This is a genomic window from Bradyrhizobium sp. MI1.3, from assembly GCF_055811695.1.
On record NZ_JBVVPQ010000012.1, the window covers coordinates 149,055 to 168,030 of the forward strand.

The following is an 18,976-nucleotide window of genomic DNA, read 5'->3' on the forward strand; positions in this document are numbered from 1 at the left end:
CCGTTCACCCTCTCTTAGCGAGAAGTTGATAGGCGTTGTTAATCAACGCTCAACGAACGAGTCGGACATGCGCTTCACGCTCGGCCTCAGGATGCGGATCACGGTTGCGCTGGCGGTGACGGCGGCGGCGACCGCCCTGTTCGCCGTGCTCGGGGCGATGTGGATCATTTCCGGCATCATCGACCGCGCCGATCAGCGCGAGCTGCGCAGCCATTACGACGCGCTCCAGTCGCGAATTGCCTAGGAATCCCAGCGTGCCGCCGCCATGAGCGCCGTCGTCGCCGCAATACCGGCGACGCAGGACGCGATGGCCAAACAGGATCGCAACGCTTTGATCGGCCTGTTCGGGCCGGTGTTTGCCGCGACCAAATCGGAGTACGGCATCGAACAGTTCCAGTTCCATGTGGCGCCCGCGACCTCGTTCCTGCGCGTACACCAGCCTGCTAAATTTGGCGACGACCTCTCGGGCTTCCGCAGGACCGTGATCATGGCCAACCAGGAGCACAAGGTCGTGGTCGGCCTCGAGGGCGGCTTGGCCGGGCTCGGTATCCGCGGCGTGGTGCCGATCGCGCAAGCCGGCAAGCATCTCGGCTCGGTGGAGTTTGGCCTGACCTTCGGCCAGTCCTTCCTGGACGACTTCAAGACCAACCGCCATGTCGACATCGCCTTCCATCTCGCGGACGGCGGCGGCTTCAAGCTGTTCGGCGGCACGCTGAAGGGCAAGAGCTTCTTCGATGCGGCCGATTACGGCCGCGCCGCCGGCGGCGACTTCACGATACGACAGGCCAAGCTCGACACCACGCCAGTGGCCGCGCTGCTCGGACCGATCAGGGATTTTTCCGGTAAGTCCCTCGGCGCGGTCGAACTGGTGATGGACAATGCCGACTATGTGGCCTCCGCCGACCGAGCCTGGCTGCTGGCATTCGGCATCGCCGCGCTCGGGCTCGTGCTCGCCGCCATCGTCGGCTATCTCATCGCCCGCAGCATCTCCCGTCCGATCATCTCCATCACCACCGTGATGCGCGAGCTGGCCGACGGACACCTCGATGTCACCGTCCCCGTCGGCAAAGCGAATGACGAGGTCGGCGCGATGGTCAAGGCTGTCGCGGTGTTCCGCGACAACGCCGTCAACTTCAACCGGCTCCAGACCGAACAGGCCGACACCAAGGCGCAATCCGAAGCGGAGAAACGGCGCGCCTTCGCCGCTCTCGCCGACAATTTCGAAGCCAGCATCCGCGACGTCGTCACCACGGTCTCCTCGGCCGCGGTCGAGATGGAGAACACCGCGCGCTCGATGTCTGATATCGTCGAGCGATCGCGGCAGCAGACCGGCACGGTGTCGTCGGCCTCGGCGCTCGCCTCGGAAAATGTGCAGACGGTCGCTGCCGCCGCGGAAGAGCTGTCGTCGTCGATGGCCGAGATCAGCCGGCGCCTTGCGCACGCGACCGCGGTAGTCGGCAAAGCTGCGAGCGACGGGCGACGGTCGAACGAGCGCGTGCAGAGTCTGGCCGACGCTGCGCAGAAAATCGGCGACGTCGTCTCCTTCATCAGCGGCATCGCCGAGCAAACCAATCTGCTGGCACTCAATGCGACGATCGAGGCGGCGCGCGCGGGCGAAGCCGGCCGCGGCTTTGCGGTGGTTGCCTCCGAGGTGAAGGCGCTGGCAACCCAGACCGCCAAGGCGACCGAGGAGATCGGCGCCCAGGTGACGGCGGTACAAGGCGAGACCACCGGCGCAGTGGACGGCATCCAATCGATCTGCGCAACGATCCAGGAAGTCGACGAGATCTCCGCCGCGATTGCCGCCGCCGTCGGCCAGCAGGGCACCGCGACGCAGGAGATCGCGCAGAACGTCCAGCAGGCGGCCGCCCGCACCGGCGAGGTCTCGCAAAACATCGCGGGCGTCACCGCCGGCATCGCCGCGACGGGAACAGCGGCGGAGGAAGTCCTGGGCTCGGCGATCGAGCTGTCGAAACAATCGCAGCGGCTGCGCGATGAGGTGGATCGTTTCCTGGCGCATATTCGCGCGGCGTAGGCGGGGCTACAAACTCAATGTCGTCCTGGAGCTGCGGCGCGACGGCGGGAACTCCGAATCTTCGCCAAACCAGACTCGGTGGCTATGGGTCCTGGCTTTCGCCAGGACGACGTTTGGGAGATAGCTCGCCGCACGCAACCGCCTAGCTCTTTCCTCCTACCATCATGTCGATCGCCCCCTTCACGATCGCCTCGAGCTCCTTCCGCGATACGCGGGCGCGGGAGCGGATGGCAATTGAGTGCACGGTCGCTGAAGCGAGCTGCGCCAGCACGGCGGGATCGGCGCTGTCGGGCAACTCGCCTTTCTCCTTGGCGCGGCGGAAGCAACTCGCAAATGCCTTGTCGAGCTCAGACAGGCCATCCAGCACCATGGCGCGGATGTCGGGATCGCCGACCGCCTCGGAGGCCGCCGTGACCACGGTGAAGCAGCCGCGCGGGCCGGTCTCGCCGGAGAGATAGATGTTCAGCGCGGAGGCGAAGATACGCTCCAGCCGCCGGCGCACGGGCATCTCCTGGCGAAAGATCTCCACCATCGATGCGCGCGCGTCCTCGCGGTAGCGCTGATAGCTCTTGATGTAGAGCTCGCGCTTGTCGCCGAAGGCGCCGTAGAGGCTCGGGCGATTCATGCCGGTGGCCTCGCTGAGATCGTCGAGCGAGGTCGCCGCGAAACCCTGCGTGCGGAACAGGTCGAGCGCCTTGCCAAGCGCGATGTCGGGTTCATAAGCGCGCGGACGGCCGCGGCGTTTAGGCTCCGTGGCAGCAGTTGGCGGCTTCGATTTTTGTACCATTTCGCAATTTAATCCTTGACCGCCTCCATAATATGCAAGACAGTACAAAAATCAATCTGGCCGGGTTGAGCGACACTCCGAATGTCACATCGAAGAATTGCCCAAGGAGGCTCAAGATGGATCTTTATTTCTCGCCGCTCGCCTGTTCGATGGCGAGCCGCGTCGCGCTGTATGAAGCCGGCGCCGAAGCCAATTATCTCGAAGTCGATCCGCCGACCAAGACAGTGCTGAGCGACGGCACTGACTTCCGAACCGTGAATCCGATCGGCCTCGTGCCGACACTGCGCACCGACGAGGGCGTGGTGCTGACCGAAAACGCCGCGATCCTGCAATACATCGCCGACCGCTTCCCGCAATCGGGCCTCGGCGCTGCAGCGGGCATCGATCGCACGCGGCTGCATCAATGGCTCTGCTTCATCGGCACCGAACTGCACAAGGGCCTGTTCATCCCGGTGCTCGACCGCAAGGCGCCGCAGGAAACGAAAGCGTATGCGCTGGAGAAGAACCTGTCGCGGCTGGACTATCTCGACAATTACCTGAAGGGGCGCGACTTCCTGCTCGACCATTTCAGCGTTGCCGACGCCTATCTCATCACGGTCATCAACTGGACCATGGCGACGCCGCCGATCGAGCTCGCGAAATGGCCAAATGTGAAGGCCTATTACGAACGCCTGCGTCAACGGCCGTCGATCGCCAAGGCGATCGCGGAAGAGTTCGAGCTGTACAAGGCCGAGCAGGCGCGGAAGAAGGCCGCGGCGTAAGCTTTGACGATTGAGGCGCCGTCCCGGCTGAGCGGCCGGGGCGGCGCAATCTATCCGTACAGCACCCTCGGGAGGATCGTGACGATGCCGGGCCAGAGCGTCAGCAGCAGAACGAAGCCGACCATGATGAGCAGGTACGGCATCGTGACCCGCGCGATGTAGCCGAGGCCGTCGTCGGTCAAGCCCTGGATCACGAACAGGTTGAAACCAACCGGCGGCGTGATCTGGGCCATCTCGACGGCGAGCACGAGGAAGATGCCGAACCAGATCTCGTCGAAGCCCGCGCCCTTCACGATCGGCAGCACGATCGGCAGCGTCATCACGATCATCGAGAAGCCGTCGAGGAAGCAGCCGAGGATCAGGTAGAAGATAATCAGAACCACGATCAGCATGAAGGGCGATAGCCCCAAGCCTTTCACGAAGGCGGCGACCGCCTGCGGGATTCCGAGGAAGGCCGCGGCGTTGCCGAGGATCGAGGCGCCGAGCACGATCAGTGCGATCATCGAGCAGGTCACGATCGAGCCGATCAGCACGTCGCGGATCACCTGCTGCGACATCGAGCCCTGCGCCCAGGCGACCAGTGCCGCGCCGAGCACGCCGACCGCGGCGGCCTCCGACGGCGTGGCCAGCCCGCCATACATCGAGCCGAGCACGCAGGCGATCAGGAACAGCGCCGGCGCAAGGTCCTTCAGCGCCGCAAAACGTTCGCGCCACGGCACCTGCGAGAGCTTTGCCTCGGACTCCGGCACCAGCGTGCGGTTGAACGTCGTGTGCAGCATCACCCATCCCATGAAGGTGGCCGCCAGCAGGAGGCCGGGCAGCACGCCGGCGGTAAAGAGCTTGAGAATAGAAACGTCGCCGAGCACGCCATAGATGATCATGATGTTGGACGGCGGGATCAAAAAGCCGAGCGTGCCGGCGCCGGCGAGCGAGCCGATCGCGATGTCGCGGGAATAGCCGCGGCGTGTGAGTTCGTTGAGCGACATGCGGCCGATCACCTGCGTCGTCGCCGCCGACGAGCCGGAGATCGCCGCGAAGATGGTGCAGCCGATCACGTTCACATGCAGAAGACGACCCGGCAGAAGCCCTGCCCAGGGCGCGAGCCCCTGGAACAGCGAACGTGACAAGCGGGTGCGAAACAGCAACTCGCCCATCAGGATGAACAGTGGCAACGCCAGCAATTCCTGCGTCGTCAAGATGTTCCAGGCGTATTGCGGCAGCAGCTTGTCGAGCGGGATCGAGCGGAACATCGCCAGCAGCAGCGTCGCAGTGAGCGCAAGCGTCAGGCCGATCCAGACGCCGCAGGCTAGAAGCGCAAACAGGATCGCGAAGAGAGCGACGACTTCAATGGTCATGGAATCCGGTGTCCGCTGGCGCGAGGGCGATCATTCGACGGGCGAGGCCTTCATGCGATGATCCTCCAGCGGCAGGCCGAGCACGGCCTGGATCGCGCGCGCCAGGAACTGGAGCGTCAGCAGCAGCATGCCGAAGGCGACGACGGCCTGCGGAAACCACAGCGGGGTGTCGCTCGAGGTCGAAACCTGGCCGCGCACATAGGCGCCGAAGGCGAACTTCGCCATCGACGATGTCAGGAAGGCCATGAAGGCGAAGCCGGCGGCGGCCGACAGGATTTCGATCGCGCGCTGAAAGGGGGCCGGGACGTTCTTCAGCAGCAGCACGACACGGATATGGCCGCCAACACGCAGGGTCATGGCTGCGCCGAAGGTGAAGGACGCCGCCATCAGATAGGAGGAATACTCCCACGCGATCGAGATCGTGGGCGGAAAGAACGGCAGGAAGTTCGAGAGGAAGCGCGTTGCGACCTCGCACAGCATCAGCAGCGTCAGCATCAAGAGGCAGCCGCCGCCGATCCAGCCGTCCAGCCGGCCAAGACGATCGATGCCGTCGAGCAGGATGCGCAGCGGCGCCGGCGCCGCTGCGTTAAGACTGTGCGGAGCTGCGGGCGAAACGCTGACCACGGCCCGTCCTCAGCGCTTCATTTCGGCGAGATAGGCCCGCACCGGCTTGTCGGCCGCCGGCACGCGCTTGACGAAAGCGTCAAGCTGCGGCGCGGTTTTGGCGCGAATGTCCGTGATCATGGCCTCCGAGACCGGCACCACCTCCATGCCGCCTTCCTTGAGCCGGTTGAGGCTGTCGACGTCGGCCTTGAGCGAGTTCGCCCAGAAGCCCGGCTCCATCTTGGCGGCAATGCCCACGACGAGCTGTTGCTGATCGGCACTCAGCGCCTTCCAGGAATCGAGGTTGACGGTGAGCATCTGCGACGACCAGACGTGATTGGTCGGGTAGATGTATTTCAAGAATTCCCAGAATTTTCCGTCGACGCCCGACACCGCCGAGGTCGATACGCCGGAGACTGCGCCCGACGCCAGCGCCGGGATGGTCTCGCCCCAGGGAATCATCACCGGCGCCATGCCGACCACGGCCAGCATGTCGACGGCGTTCTTGTCGGGCACGCGGATCTTGATGTTCTTCAAGCCGTCGACATCGGCGACCTTGACCTTGAGGTGCAGATACTGCGTCGGCCAGGGCACGATGTAGAGGATCTTCTGGTTGTTGCGCGCGGCGACCTTCTCGTATTCGGGCCGCACATATTTGTGCAGCACCTTCAATTCGTCCATGGAGCCGCAGAGAAAGGGAATGCTTTCGACGCCCATGAAGGGCTCGTCGCCGACCTGCTGGATGTTGAGGACGTCGGCAAGCGGCACCAGGCCGTCGCGCACGGCGCGCAGATGCTCGGGGCCCTTGAAGCCGAGCTGTCCGCCGGCCTTCACGGTGATCGCGACCGAACCGCCGCTCTGCTTCTTCACCTCGTCGGCGAAGGCAAACGCGTTCTGGGTGTGGAAATTGCCGTCGGGCCATACCGTCGACATGTCCCAGCTCACCGTCGCAGCTCGCGCGCGGGTCGAAATGTGGCCGGCTGCGAGCAGTGTCGCTGCGCCCGCTGTAAAATTCCGTCGCGTGATCATTAGGCCCCTCCGTTTGCTACGCGCACGACGCCTGAAGCGTCATCGCGTATGCCCATAAACTGCAACCGCGTTGTCGGCCGACACGAGGCCGCTTTCGATGTCGTCGTTGACGGCTGTCGGCGCGCGCTCCCTGGGATCGCCGATGCCGGCGCCGCCTGGTGTGAGCACCACCAGCCGATCGTCTGGCGGCACCTGCTGAAAGCCTTTTCCACGCAGCTTCTTGCCGGACTTCAGGCCGACATAGCCGGCCTCGCCGTTCTTGCCGCCATCGCGGCCGCGTGGCGGATGATCGATGCGGTCGAACGCCGCCAGAATGTCGAACGGCGCATCGACGCCGCTGCCGACCTCGATGATCTGGCCGAGGCCGCCGCGGGTGCGCCCTGCCCCGCCGGAATCCGGCCGCAGTTCCTTGCGCCAGAAGATCAGCGGCGTCTGCGTCTCGGCGATCTCGACCGGCGTGCCGCGCACACCGCTGGGATAGGCGGTCGCGGACAGCCCATCCTTCGCGAAGCGCGCGCCGGTGCCGCCATTGGAGGTCACCGCCATCGAGAACCCGTAATTGCCGCCGGCGCCCGAGCGGGTCTGTCCGCGCACATTGAGATTCCACAGGCACGAGGTGCCTTCCGCGGGCACGCGCTCGGGAATGATCTGGCGCAGGCAGCCGAACACGACGTCGGGCAGCATCTGGCCGATGATATGGCGCGAGGCGACCGGCGCCGGCTTCGGCGCATTGAGGATTGCGCCAGGGGGAGCCGACACCGTCAGCGGCGAGAGCGAGCCGGCATTGTTCGGGATCTGCGAGGCGACGACGCAGCCGAGACCGAACACGGTGTAGGCGATGGTGTAGGACAGAGGCACGTTGATGCCGAACCTGGACGCGGCCGAGGTGCCGTCGAAATCGACGTGAATGCCCGCGTCCGAGATGGTCAGCGTCGCCTCAAGCGAGACCGGCGCATCATAGCCGTCGACCACCATGGTGTTGCGCCAGGTGCCCTTCGGCAGCTTGGCGATCTCAGCCAGCACGGCCTCGCGCGAGCGGTCGCAAATGTAGTCGCCGAGTGCGTCGAGCGTGTCGATGCCGAACTCGGTCATCATCTCGACCAGGCGCTCGCAGCCGACGTCGTTGCAGCCGGCAAGCGAGTAGGTGTCGCCCTCGGTGTCGATCGGCAGCCGCGTGTTGGTGCGGATCATCGCCATCAGCGTCTCGTTGACGACGCCCCGGTCGATCAGCTTCAGCATGGGGATGTAGAGCCCCTCCATGAACACGTCGGTGGCATCAGGCCCGAAGCCGATGCCGCCGATGTCCATGAGATGGCTGGTGCAGGAAAACAGCGCCACCGGCTTGCCGTCCTTGAAGCAGGGCGTGGTGACGACGAAATCGTTGAGATGGCCGGTGCCCATCCAGGGATCGTTGGTGATGTAAGCGTCGCCCTCCTTCATCGTCTCGATCGGAAAGTGGGCGATGAAGTGCTTGACCGATTCCGCCATCGAGTTGACGTGGCCGGGCGTGCCGGTCACCGCCTGCGCCAGCATCCGGCCCTTGAGGTCGAACACGCCGGCCGAAAGGTCACCGCATTCGCGCACGATCGGGCTGAAGGCGGTGCGGAGCAGCACCTGCGCCTGCTCCTCGACCACGGCGATCAGCCGGTGCCACATGATCTGAAGGTCGATCAGGCTCGCGCCGCTTGCCTTGCTCATGATCAGGCCGCCTTCCGTTCCATGACGATGCTGCCAGCACCATCGATATGGGCATCAAAACTGTTAGAGACGAACGTCGAGGTCTCGTCCTCCGCGATCACCGCGGGACCTGCAATCGTCGCGCCCGGTGCCATGTCTTCACGGCGATAGAGCGGGATCTCGATCACCTCCCCTGCCCTACCATCGAAGAACTTGCGGCTGCCGGTCGCCTTCCCGGCGGGCTTGCGCGTAACGGCCGCGACCATAGCCGGATTGCGCGCCTCGGTCGTCGCGAGCACGGACCAGCTCAACACCTCGATTGCCGCACCCGGGATCGACCGCTCGAACATCGCCGCATAATCCGCCTCGAACTTCTGGCGCAGTCCGGCCAGGTCGGCCGTCGCCAACCGGCGGTTCGGCAGTTCGATCGAGATCTCATGGCCCTGGCCGACATAGCGCATGAAGGCGGCGCGGCGCTCGCGCACCGGCGCACCGGCCGCACCCGTCTCGACCAGCGTACGCGCTTCGGTCACCATCTCCTGGAGCAGGTCGGAAACACCATCGGTGTCGAAATCGTCGAGCCGGACATGACGGCTGCGCACCAGCTCGTAGGCGATCGGAGCCGCAAGGAAGCCAACGGCCGAGCCGACGCCGGCATTGGAAGGGACGATCACGCGGGAGACGCCGATCTTTTCGGCGACGCGCGCCGCATGCAGCGGTGCCGCGCCCCCGAAGGCGATCAGCGTATGCTGACCGACAATCTCGCCGCGCTCGACCGCATGCACGCGGGCCGCACTCGCCATGTTCTCGCAGACGACCTCGTGCACGGCATAGGCCGCAGTCTCCGCCGACAGGCCCAGCGGCTCGCCCACGGCGCGCAGCAGCGCCCGCTTCGAGAGCTCAGAGTCGAGCTTGATCGTTCCACCCGCAAAAGCGTCGGGGTCGATCAGGCCGAGCGCAACGTCGGCATCCGTCACGGCGGGGCGCAGGCCGCCGCGGCCGTAGCAGGCGGGTCCGGGCTCCGAGGAGGCACTCTCGGGGCCGACCGTGACGCGCTTCATCGCGTCGACATGGGCGATCGAGCCGCCGCCGGCGCCGATCTCGACCATCTCGATCACGGGAATCCGCACCGGCAGACCAGAACCTTTCAGGAAGCGCGCGGCGCGATCGACCTCGAACACGCGCGAGGTCTCGGGCTGGTATTTTTCGATCAGGCAGATCTTGGCCGTGGTGCCGCCCATGTCGAAGGACAGCACCTTGCTCTCGCCGAGACGCGCCGCGATCTGCGCCGCGAAAATGGCGCCGCCGGCGGGACCGGATTCGACAAGGCGCACCGGAAAGCGCCGCGCCGTCTCGATCGAGGTGACACCGCCGCCGGAGGTGACGAGATAGATCGCGCCGCGGTACTGCTCGACCTGCAAGGCGTCGGACATGCGGGCGAGATAACCATCGATCAGGGGCTGCACATAGGCGTTGGCCACCGCAGTCGATGTGCGCTCATATTCGCGGATCTCCGGGCACACCGCGGAAGACACGGTCACGGAAATGCCGGGCATCTCCTCGCTGATGATCGCGGCCGTGCGGCGCTCGTGCTCGGGATTGGCGTAGGAGTGCAGGAAGGCGACCGCGACGCTCTCGACATTCAGCGCGCGCAATCGTGGCGCGAGCGCACGCACCGCCGCTTCGTCCAGCGGGAGGCGGACGGCACCGTGGGCGTCGATACGCTCGGGCACGGTGAAGCGCAGGGATCGCGGCGCCAGCGGCTTGGGCTTGTCGATGCTGAGGTCATACTGGTCGTAGCGGCTCTCGGTGCCGATATCGAGCACGTCGCGAAAGCCCTCGGTCGCGATCAACGCCGTCTTGGCGCCGCGACGCTCGATGATGGCATTGGTCGCGAGCGTCGTGCCGTGAATGAAGACGTCGATGTCGCTGATATGGGCGCGCGCATCAGCGAGAATGAGTCGCATGCCGTCCAGCACCGCCTCTTCCGGCCGCTGCGGTGTCGTCAGCAATTTGCGCGTCTTGCGCACCTCGCCCACGTCCAGCACGATGTCGGTGAACGTGCCACCGATATCAACGGCAAGCCGCACCTCGGCTCCCTCAAGCATTCCAAATTCTCCGTGCTGATCGTCAAGACTGAGGACAAAAGCGCAGCAATTTCCATGCCATGGATGACAGGAACATGCTGTGTCCAGCTATTCTGCTTGGCACCCATGCAATAGGCAAGGCGTGTTCGCAGCCCGCGCCATCAGAGCAGGAATGCAAGCGCCGCTTCGCAGCGCTCCTCGACCTTCAGCGTAAGGAGATCATCGGCGCGGGTGCGTCCGAGATTGACCGCAGCGATCGGGATTTGCCGGTGCGCGGCAGCCTGCACGAAGCGGAAGCCGGAATAGACCATCAGTGACGAGCCGACGATGAGCATGGCGTCGGCCTGCGCCAGATGATCCTGCGCGGTAGCGACCACGTCGCGCGGGACGTTCTCGCCGAAGAATACGACATCGGGCTTGAGAATGCCGCCGCAGGCTTCGCAAGGAGGCACCTTGAATGACGAAAAATCCGCATGCTCCAGGTCCGCATCACCGTCGGGTGCATCGGCGGCATCGAGCGTCAACCATTCCGCATTGGCGCCGCCGAGCATCTCCTGGAATTCGCTCCGCGGCGTCTTCGCTCCGCAGCCCATGCAGCGGACCAGATCGAGCCGGCCATGCAGGTCGATCACCTGGCGGTGGCCGGCGGATTGATGCAGCCGGTCGACGTTCTGGGTCAGCAGCATTCCGCAACGCCCGCTCGCCTCGAGCCGGGCAAGCGCGTGATGCGCATCGTTCGGCCTCGCCTGGCCGAACCGCCGCCAGCCGATCAGGCTGCGCGCCCAATAGCGCCGACGCGTATGCTCTTCCGACATGAAAGCCTGGAAGTTCACGGGCTGGGTCCGCTTCCAATTGCCGTGACTGTCGCGATAATCGGGAATGCCCGAATTGGTGCTGCAGCCGGCGCCGGTCAGCACGAACAGATTTTCGTGCCGGCCGACGAAATCGCGGAGCGGATGATTTGTCATGGCGCAGATGTAGTCTGCTGCGCTCGGTTTTGCCAGATGGGCCAGGACGCCCGCTAGCTCGCCCAGTTGTCGCGAAACTCGGGAAACAGCGTCAGACCTCCACAGGCGTAGATGGTCTGGCCGGTGATGTAGCTGGCTTCATCGGAGGCGAGGAAGGCGAACACGGCCGCGATCTCTTCCGGCGTGCCGACGCGGCCGAGCGGAATGTGGCTGGTGACCACACTGCGCTTTTCCGGATCGCCGGTCCAGGCCGCGTTGATCGGGGTGTCGATCGCGCCGGGACCTACCGCATTGACGCGAATGCCACGGCTCGCGAATTCCAGCGCCAGCGTGCGCGTCAGATTGGCCATGCCGCCCTTGCTGATGGAATAAGCGAGATAGCCGGGTTTCGGGATGATCTGGTGCACGCTGGAGCAATTGATGATGCTGCCGCCTGCGCCGCGCGCCACGAAATGCGCGAGCGCCTTCTGGGCGCAGAATACGGCGCCGTTGAGATTGACGTCGATGATGCGGCGATAGGTTTCGATGTCGAGCGACTCGCTCGGCGATTCCCGCTGGAAGCCGGCATTGTTGACGAGGCAGTCGAGGCGCTTCCAGCGCGCCAAAACCATCTCGAACATCGCCGCGACCTCCTGCTCATTGCTCACGTCGGCCTTGACGATTGCATGATCGAGCCTGCCGTGGCCCCGATCGCTCGATGCCGTCCGTGCCAGCGCGAGCGTCTCCTCGGCCTTTTCAGGGTGATCGACATAGTTGATGGCGACGGTCGCACCTTCCTGCGCGAGCCGGATTGCGACGGCACGGCCAATGCCTTGGGAGGCGCCGGTCACCAGCGCGTACTGGCCGACAAGACGCGAGTGAAACGAGGTCGAGCGATCGGTTTGTGGCATGGGTTCTCTCCGGGATGCCCTGATCAGCGACGGAACCGGCCTTTTGTTCCATCCCTCAGCGCATCGCTGCGATTCATTCAGCGCGGCGCGCGAATGGCGATGTCAAAATTTGGTACAGGATGATGGCGCCAAAGGTTGCGGTGCCGATCCCGCCGATGGTGAAGGCACCGAATTTGAGCGTGAGGTCTCCGGCGCCTGCGGTGAGCGCGACCGCGACGGTGATCAGGTTTGCCGGACTTGAGAAGTCGACCTTGTTCTCGACCCAGATCCGGCCGGCCATCGCGGCGATCAATCCGAACAGCACGATCGAGAGTCCACCGATGACAGGGCCCGGGATCGACAGGACCAGCGCGCCGAACTTCGGCGAGAAGCCGAGCACGATCGACACCAGGGCCGCGAAGGCAAACAGCAAGGTCGAATAGACCTTCGTCGCCGCCATGACGCCGATGTTTTCAGCATAGGTGGTAACGCCGGTGCCGCCGCCGCAGGCCGCCACGATGGTCGCGAGGCTGTCGGCGAGCAAGGCGCGGCCGAGATAGTCATCGAGGCTCCGGCCCGTCATGGCGCCGACTGCCTTGATGTGACCGAGGTTCTCGGCGACGAGGATGATCGCGACCGGCGCGATCAGAACGATCGCATCGGTCTGGAAGGTCGGCGTGGTAAAACTCGGCAGGCCGATCCACGGCGCGGCCGAAACTTGCGTGAAGTCGATCGGCTTGCCGAAGCCAAAGCCGTTCGCGAACAGCAGGTACAAAAGATATCCGCCGATCGCGCCGAGAATGATCGGCAGGCGGCGCCACAGGCCAGGCGCGCCAACGGCAACCACGCCGATGATCAGAACGGTCGCGAGCCCGATTCCCGTGTCGAACGCATTGGCGCTCACGGCCTTCACCGCCACCGGCGCGAGATTAAGGCCGATCGCGGCGACCACGGCGCCGGTGACGGCCGGCGGCAACAGCTTCTCGATCCAGCCAACCCCCGACCACATCACGATCAGCGCGATCACGCCGTAGAGGACGCCGGCTCCGACGATGCCGCCAAGCGCAACCGACAGGTTCGGGTTCGGCCCGTGCCCAACGTAACCGGTCGCGGCGATCACGACCGCGATGAACGCGAAGCTCGAGCCGAGATAGCTCGGCACGCGCCCCGCGACGATGACGAAGAAGATCAGCGTGCCGATGCCGGAAAACAGCACCGCAACATTGGGATCGAACCCCATCAGCAGCGGCGCGATGATCGTCGAGCCCGACATTGCGACGCAATGCTGGAGACCGGAGACCACGGTCTGGCCAAGCGGCAGCCGCTCCTCGGGCATGATCACGCCGGAGGACTTCAGAGTCCAATGCGGGAAATAGCCTTGCGCTCGCTCGTCGGAGCCCGTTGCAATCGGCATGTTCCCCCCAGTTGCGGTGCAGCGACCGATCTTCGTGCGAACAGACAAAAATGTGATTGTCGCTTCTGCAGCGGCCATCACATGATGCAAATCAAACAAGATCAATACGTTCCGGGGCCTATTCTATGACACAGATCGCGATCCAGCCAGCCATCCACCGGCGGCACCAGCCCTGGTACAAGATCCTCTACATCCAGGTGCTGATCGCGATCGTGCTCGGGGTGCTCGTCGGCTATTTCTATCCCGATCTCGGCAAGGCCCTGAAGCCGCTCGGTGACGGTTTCATCGCGCTGATCAAGATGATGATCGCGCCGGTGATCTTCTGCACGGTGGTGCACGGCATCTCCTCGATGGGCGACCTCAAGCGCGTCGGCCGGGTCGGGCTGAAGTCGCTGATCTATTTCGAGACCGTCTCGACCGTGGCGCTCGCGGTCGGCCTGCTGGTCGGCGAGGTGCTCCAGCCCGGACATGGCTTCAATATCGATCCCGCCACGATCGACCCGAAATCGGTGGCGACCTACGTCACCAAGGCCAAGGAAGAAGGCATCGTCGCCCATCTGATGGCGATCATCCCCGACAGCTATCTGGGCGCCATCGCACGCGGCGATCTGTTGCAGGTGCTGCTGATCTCGATCCTGTCGGGCTTCGCCATCGCCTTTCTCGGCAAGGCCGGCGAGCCCATTGCGGAAGCGATCGACAAGGCCGCAAAGATGTTCTTCGGCATCATCCGCATCATCGTGCGCGTCGCCCCGATCGGGGCGTTCGGCGCGATGGCCTTCACCGTCGGCGCCTACGGCCTCGGTTCGCTGCTCAACCTGGCCGCCCTGATCGGTACGTTCTATCTCACCAGCATGCTGTTCGTGCTGGTCGTGCTGGGGGCGATCGCAAGGCTCGCCGGCTTCTCGATCCTGCGCTTCATCGCCTACATCAAGGACGAGCTCCTGATCGTGCTCGGCACCTCGTCGTCGGAGACGGTGCTGCCGCAGATGATCCAGAAGATGGAGCATCTCGGCGCCTCGCGTTCGGTGGTCGGCCTCGTCATTCCAACCGGCTACAGCTTCAACCTCGACGGCACCAACATCTACATGACGCTGGCGACGCTATTCCTGGCGCAGGCGACCAATACCCATCTGACCATCTGGCAGGAGCTCGGCATTCTCGGCATCGCCATGATCACCTCGAAGGGCGCCTCGGGCGTGACCGGGGCGGGCTTCATCACGCTCGCGGCAACGCTCTCGATCGTGCCGGACATCCCGATCCAGTCGATCGCGATCCTGGTCGGCATCGACAAGTTCATGAGCGAGTGCCGCGCGCTCACCAATCTGATCGGTAACGGTGTCGCCTGCGTCGTCATCAGCATCTCCGAAGGCGAGCTCGACCGTGATGCGCTGCACGACGCCATGGCCCATCCGCTGGAGATGGGTGAGGCGCTTGAACCGGGCGGCAGCGCCGCCTCCTAAGCCGCGCAGGTTTGGCGGAGTCCGGTTCCAACGCGGTAGTTTCCCGGAGTGGTAAATTGGCGCAACGCGAGTCACAACTGCTGCGTTGGGATCACGGATTGATAGTCATTTTTTTCACCCGACGCGCTGGGGGCAGGGCGTCGGGTTTTTGTTAATCAACGATGGGCAGCGGACTTAGCCGGCCAGTTCGACCCTGCGCGTGATCCCGATCGCCTGCAAGAACGCCTCGTCATGACTGACGACGAGCAGCGCGCCGTCATAGGCCCTCAAGCCCGCTTCGACGGCTTCGATTGCCTCAATGTCCAAATGATTGGTCGGCTCGTCGAGGATCAGCAAGGACGGCGGCATCGCTCCGCCCAGCACGCAGGCGAGGCCGGCGCGAAACATCTGCCCGCCGCTCAAATGTCCTACGATCTGCAAGGCGGCATCGGCGCGAAACATGAACCGGGCCAGCGCGGCATGGCATTCATTTGCACCCGCCTTCGGATGGAAGCGCCTGAAATTGTCCAGGATAGAGACCGCGGGATCGAGCAGGCTGACCTTCTGATCGAACAGCGCAAGGTCGGGCCTGACCCGCACGGTGCCGGAGAGCGGACGTAGTTCGCCAGCGATGAGTTTCAGCAGCGTCGTCTTGCCGGAACCGTTGGGCCCGACAATTGCCAAGCGCTCCGGACCGACGATCGCGAGCGATAGCTCGCGCAAGACTTCCCGGTCCGGCCGATAGCCGGCACTGACACAATCGAGCCAGACTACCTCCCTGCCGGCCGGCAGCTGAGTCGAGGGCAGCTTCACCGACAGCGGCTGAAGAATCTCGATGCGGCGCCGCGCCCTATCGACGGCCTCAAGCGCATCCGCACGCCGCCGCTCGGCGATCCGCGCGTTCTTGCCGCCGGTGTCTTCGCTACGGTCCTTGCGCGCGCCGGCCAGGATGCGCGGCATGTCGCCCTTGGTGCGTTTCTTCTTACCGCCGCTGTCCTTGCGCGCTTTCCTCTCCGCAGCCTCCTGCGTCTTCCCCTCGATCGCGGACAGCCGCCTCTCGGCATGCGCGAGGTCGTGCCCGACAGCGCGAGCGCGGCAGCTTTCTGCTCGCAATAACTGCTCCAATTGCCGCCGTATCGCGCGGCTCCGAGCGACGTCAGCTCGACAATCGCATCCATGGTTTCGAGCAGGCTCCGATCGTGGCTGACGACAATCGCCCCACCGCGCCAGGACGCAAGGAAATCGATCACGGCCTTGCGCCCCTCCCGATCGAGATTGTTGGTGGGCTCGTCGAGCAGCAGGAAATCCGGCTCCGCAAAGATCAGCGCGGCGAGACGAACCCGCGTGACCTGGCCGCCCGACAGGCTGCCGAGCTCGAGCTCCGGAGCGACATCGAACCCGATGCGCGCAAGGGCGGATGCAAGCCGCGTTTCGAGGGTCCAATCGACCTCGGTGACCTCCTCAGCCGAGGCATCCCCGCGCGCGGCACGGCGAAGGAGATCGAGCGCGGCTCGCACAACGAACAGATCGATCACCTTCGCGCCCGCAAGCGGCTGGACATCCTGCCGCAGCAGACCGACAGTTCCATTGACGGCAATGCGCCCCGACTGGGGGATGTGCTCGCGCAAAATCGCTGCAAGCAGCGTCGTCTTCCCGACGCCGTTGCGGCCGACGAGGCCGGTCCGCTCGGCGCCGAACGTCAGATCGATATTGGAAAAAAGAGAGCGGCCGTCAGGCGTGGACAGCGACAGGTTGGACAGGATGATTGAAGCAGGCATGGAATTCCCCGTGAGCAAGGCAGGTCGGCTTTGCGGTCGGGGTAAAATCCATGGCTCTCGAATATCCTGTTTGAGGAGCTTCTAACTAGTCCCATCGAAGCGCGAGATCAAGGCGAGGCTCGCAGGGACGACAGCGCGCGGGAGTGCTGACGTGCCCGCCGGCCTGCGCGATCAGCCCTTGAGCGCGGTGACCACGACCTCGATCAGCGCGCTGCCGCCGAGATCGGCGACGCCGACGGTGGCACGGGTCGGCAGATTGTCGCCGAAGAACTCGGTCCAGACCGCGTCCATCTCCTTCTTCTTGGAAAGATCCGTGACAAAGATCGAGGTGCTCACAACGCGCGACTTGTCGGTGCCCGCTTCCTTCAGATAGCCCGCGATCTTGCCGAGGATGTTGCGGGTCTGCTCGCCCATCGACACCGAGGTGTCGTCGGCGATGGTGCCGCCAATGAAGACGAAGCCGTTGGCTTCGACGGCGCGGTGCATGATGGGCGTGCGGATGCTGCGGGTGATGCTCATGATGTCCTCTTGTTGCTAGAGCGTGGAGGGATGGAAACGGTCGATGCCGAGATCGCCGATGCGGGTCTGGGTGCCGCCATTGACAATCAGCTCCGCCATGACGGCGCCCGCGCCGGGGCCGAGCTGGAAACCGTGGAGCGAGAAGCCGAACTGGTGATAGAGGCCCTTGTGGCGGCTGCTCGGTCCGAACACGGGCAGATCGTCCTTGGTCTTGGCCTCGATGCCGGCCCAGGCCCGCATGATCGTCGCGTCGCGCATGACCGGGAACAGCTCGAACACGGTGCGGGCGCTCGTCGCGAGGCTCTTCCAGTCCAGCACGGTCTCGTTGCGATCTCGGTACGGCGTTGCCAGATGGCCGCCGCCGATCAGCACCGTGCCGTTCCTGAATTGCTTGAATGACAGTTTGCGACCGCGCAGGATCACGACCGGGTCGATGAAATGCGGCACGCGCGAGGTGATCATCAGCATCGGCGCAACTGTCTCGACCGGAACGGGCTCACCGAGCGCGGCTGCGATGGTCCCGGCCCAGGCGCCGGCGGCATTGACGAGCACGGGCGCGGCAAAGCTCTCGGCGCCGACATCGACATGCCAGAGGCCATCGGTGTGCCGGATGTTCGTGGCGGCAATGCCCTCGCGCACGGTCGCACCGAGCTGCCCGGCCTTGCGCCGGAACGCCGTCGTCGCCTGCGCGGGATTGGCTGCACCGTCGCGGCGCGAGACCACGCCGCCGGGACAGGTCTCGGCGACCGCAGGCACGAGGCGCCGCAGCTCGGCCGCATCGATCAGCTCCTCATGGGTGAAGCCGAGCGCGTTGAGCTCGGCCACACGTGCACGGCAGGCCGCGAGTTCCTCCTCGTTCTCTGCGACGAGAACCTGGCCATAGCTCTCGAAGCTGCAATCGTCGTCGAGGAGATCGGTGATCTTCTCCCAGATTCCCATCGAGCGGATCGAAAGCGGGATTTCGGGGATGTGCCGCGCAAGCTGGCGCACGCCGCCGGCGTTGACGCCGGAGGCGTGCCGGCCGGCATAGTCCTTCTCGATCAGCACCGGCTTCAGGCCGGCAAGACACAGATGCAGCGCAGTCGAGCACCCGTGGATGCCGCCGCCGACGACGATCGCATCCACGTTTTTAGTCATCCGCGCACCACCGCCTTGATGTCGTCTTCGCTCTTTGGAACCGCGGCAAGCTCGGCGAGCGTGATCGGCTTGACCGGCGCGCGCAGCCGGTAATAGCCGATCTCCTGCGGGCTCTTGCCTCGTGCCTGCGCCATCAGCTCGGTGACGGTGAGGCCGCAGAGCCGACCCTGGCACGGACCCATGCCGGTGCGGCGATAGGCCTTGAGCTGGTTCGGCCCGGTCGCGCCGATCGCGACGGCGTCGAGAATATCCTTTGCGGTGACCTCCTCGCAGCGACAGACGATGGTGTCGCCCGCGGGAATGCGAAACTGCTGCGCCGGACGGAACAGCGTGTCCAGGAAAACGCGGCCACGCTCGGCCTTGGCGAGATCGGCGCGGAGCGTCGCCATCGTCGCAAGCTTTGTCGCCGCCGCAGGCGCCAACGCCTCCACTGCCGCGCGCGCCCCGCTGCGGGCCCCCCCCCCCGCGGGGTTGGCGCCCCCCCTGCCGGCCCCCGCGCCCGCGCGGCGAAAGGCCGG

The 18,976-nt window shown here is 64.9% G+C and carries 14 protein-coding genes and 2 pseudogenes; 3 read left to right on the top strand and 13 right to left on the bottom strand.

The window, feature by feature from the left end:
• Positions 1-67: 67 nt before the first annotated feature.
• Positions 68-2,035, top strand: a pseudogene (locus tag AC0L3A_RS11835) (methyl-accepting chemotaxis protein).
• 142 nt (positions 2,036-2,177) lie between these two features.
• On the opposite strand, the gene AC0L3A_RS11840 reads toward AC0L3A_RS11835, so the two are convergent.
• Positions 2,178-2,822, bottom strand: coding sequence for a TetR/AcrR family transcriptional regulator (locus AC0L3A_RS11840; protein ID WP_007596344.1), 645 nt, complete (start codon positions 2,820-2,822; stop codon positions 2,178-2,180).
• Positions 2,823-2,938: 116 nt separating this feature from the next.
• On the opposite strand from AC0L3A_RS11840, the gene AC0L3A_RS11845 reads away from it, so the two are divergent.
• On the top strand, positions 2,939-3,583 hold the full coding sequence (locus AC0L3A_RS11845; RefSeq protein WP_007596345.1) for a glutathione binding-like protein: 645 nt from the start codon (positions 2,939-2,941) through the stop codon (positions 3,581-3,583).
• Positions 3,584-3,633: 50 nt separating this feature from the next.
• Here the strand turns inward: AC0L3A_RS11845 and AC0L3A_RS11850 are convergent, their stop codons facing one another.
• The 8 genes from AC0L3A_RS11850 to AC0L3A_RS11885 form a co-directional block, all read right to left on the bottom strand.
• Positions 3,634-4,938, bottom strand: coding sequence for a TRAP transporter large permease (locus AC0L3A_RS11850; protein WP_007596346.1), 1,305 nt, complete (start codon positions 4,936-4,938; stop codon positions 3,634-3,636).
• A 30-nt stretch (positions 4,939-4,968) separates the two neighbouring features.
• Positions 4,969-5,562 carry a TRAP transporter small permease subunit gene (locus AC0L3A_RS11855; RefSeq protein WP_007596347.1) on the bottom strand — a complete coding sequence of 198 codons (594 nt, stop codon included), beginning with the start codon at positions 5,560-5,562 and terminating at the stop codon, positions 4,969-4,971.
• 9 nt (positions 5,563-5,571) lie between these two features.
• Positions 5,572-6,570 carry a TRAP transporter substrate-binding protein gene (locus tag AC0L3A_RS11860; protein ID WP_007596348.1) on the bottom strand — a complete coding sequence of 333 codons (999 nt, stop codon included), beginning with the start codon at positions 6,568-6,570 and terminating at the stop codon, positions 5,572-5,574.
• A gap of 39 nt (positions 6,571-6,609) precedes the next feature.
• The gene (locus AC0L3A_RS11865; protein WP_007596349.1) at positions 6,610-8,268 is read right to left on the bottom strand and encodes a hydantoinase B/oxoprolinase family protein; all 1,659 of its coding nucleotides are present in this window, start codon (positions 8,266-8,268) and stop codon (positions 6,610-6,612) included.
• A 2-nt stretch (positions 8,269-8,270) separates the two neighbouring features.
• Complete coding sequence (locus AC0L3A_RS11870) at positions 8,271-10,355, bottom strand: hydantoinase/oxoprolinase family protein (RefSeq protein ID WP_473254395.1); 2,085 nt, start codon at positions 10,353-10,355, stop codon at positions 8,271-8,273.
• A 140-nt stretch (positions 10,356-10,495) separates the two neighbouring features.
• Positions 10,496-11,302, bottom strand: a complete 807-nt coding sequence (locus tag AC0L3A_RS11875) for an NAD-dependent protein deacetylase (protein ID WP_007596352.1) — start codon at positions 11,300-11,302, stop codon at positions 10,496-10,498.
• 53 nt (positions 11,303-11,355) lie between these two features.
• On the bottom strand, positions 11,356-12,192 hold the full coding sequence (locus tag AC0L3A_RS11880) for an SDR family oxidoreductase (protein ID WP_007596359.1): 837 nt from the start codon (positions 12,190-12,192) through the stop codon (positions 11,356-11,358).
• A 73-nt stretch (positions 12,193-12,265) separates the two neighbouring features.
• Positions 12,266-13,585, bottom strand: a complete 1,320-nt coding sequence (locus tag AC0L3A_RS11885) for a solute carrier family 23 protein (RefSeq protein ID WP_007596361.1) — start codon at positions 13,583-13,585, stop codon at positions 12,266-12,268.
• A gap of 125 nt (positions 13,586-13,710) precedes the next feature.
• Between AC0L3A_RS11885 and AC0L3A_RS11890 the strand changes: the two genes are divergently transcribed.
• The gene (locus AC0L3A_RS11890; RefSeq protein ID WP_007596363.1) at positions 13,711-15,045 is read left to right on the top strand and encodes a dicarboxylate/amino acid:cation symporter; all 1,335 of its coding nucleotides are present in this window, start codon (positions 13,711-13,713) and stop codon (positions 15,043-15,045) included.
• A 174-nt stretch (positions 15,046-15,219) separates the two neighbouring features.
• Here the strand turns inward: AC0L3A_RS11890 and AC0L3A_RS11895 are convergent.
• From AC0L3A_RS11895 to AC0L3A_RS11910, 4 genes and pseudogenes are all read right to left on the bottom strand, one after another.
• Positions 15,220-16,802, bottom strand: a pseudogene (locus tag AC0L3A_RS11895) (ABC-F family ATP-binding cassette domain-containing protein).
• A gap of 171 nt (positions 16,803-16,973) precedes the next feature.
• The gene (locus AC0L3A_RS11900; RefSeq protein WP_007596366.1) at positions 16,974-17,321 is read right to left on the bottom strand and encodes a RidA family protein; all 348 of its coding nucleotides are present in this window, start codon (positions 17,319-17,321) and stop codon (positions 16,974-16,976) included.
• Between the two features lie 15 nt (positions 17,322-17,336).
• Positions 17,337-18,458 carry an NAD(P)/FAD-dependent oxidoreductase gene (locus AC0L3A_RS11905; RefSeq protein ID WP_007596368.1) on the bottom strand — a complete coding sequence of 374 codons (1,122 nt, stop codon included), beginning with the start codon at positions 18,456-18,458 and terminating at the stop codon, positions 17,337-17,339.
• Positions 18,455-18,976, bottom strand: a 522-nt coding sequence (locus tag AC0L3A_RS11910) for a (2Fe-2S)-binding protein (protein WP_473254396.1), incomplete at its 5' end; no start/stop codon positions are given. The genes AC0L3A_RS11905 and AC0L3A_RS11910, both read right to left, overlap by 4 nt.

Bases quoted from the DNA above. Each gene is read 5' to 3' on its own strand.
- AC0L3A_RS11840 (WP_007596344.1), bottom strand. From the start codon at position 2,822: ATGGTACAAAAATCGAAGCCGCCAACTGCTGCCACGGAGCCTAAACGC.
- AC0L3A_RS11845 (WP_007596345.1), top strand. From the start codon at position 2,939: ATGGATCTTTATTTCTCGCCGCTCGCCTGTTCGATGGCGAGCCGCGTC.
- AC0L3A_RS11850 (WP_007596346.1), bottom strand. From the start codon at position 4,938: ATGACCATTGAAGTCGTCGCTCTCTTCGCGATCCTGTTTGCGCTTCTA.
- AC0L3A_RS11860 (WP_007596348.1), bottom strand. From the start codon at position 6,570: ATGATCACGCGACGGAATTTTACAGCGGGCGCAGCGACACTGCTCGCA.
- AC0L3A_RS11865 (WP_007596349.1), bottom strand. From the start codon at position 8,268: ATGAGCAAGGCAAGCGGCGCGAGCCTGATCGACCTTCAGATCATGTGG.
- AC0L3A_RS11870 (WP_473254395.1), bottom strand. From the start codon at position 10,355: ATGCTTGAGGGAGCCGAGGTGCGGCTTGCCGTTGATATCGGTGGCACG.
- AC0L3A_RS11875 (WP_007596352.1), bottom strand. From the start codon at position 11,302: ATGACAAATCATCCGCTCCGCGATTTCGTCGGCCGGCACGAAAATCTG.
- AC0L3A_RS11880 (WP_007596359.1), bottom strand. From the start codon at position 12,192: ATGCCACAAACCGATCGCTCGACCTCGTTTCACTCGCGTCTTGTCGGC.
- AC0L3A_RS11885 (WP_007596361.1), bottom strand. From the start codon at position 13,585: ATGCCGATTGCAACGGGCTCCGACGAGCGAGCGCAAGGCTATTTCCCG.
- AC0L3A_RS11890 (WP_007596363.1), top strand. From the start codon at position 13,711: ATGACACAGATCGCGATCCAGCCAGCCATCCACCGGCGGCACCAGCCC.
- AC0L3A_RS11900 (WP_007596366.1), bottom strand. From the start codon at position 17,321: ATGAGCATCACCCGCAGCATCCGCACGCCCATCATGCACCGCGCCGTC.
- AC0L3A_RS11905 (WP_007596368.1), bottom strand. From the start codon at position 18,458: ATGACTAAAAACGTGGATGCGATCGTCGTCGGCGGCGGCATCCACGGG.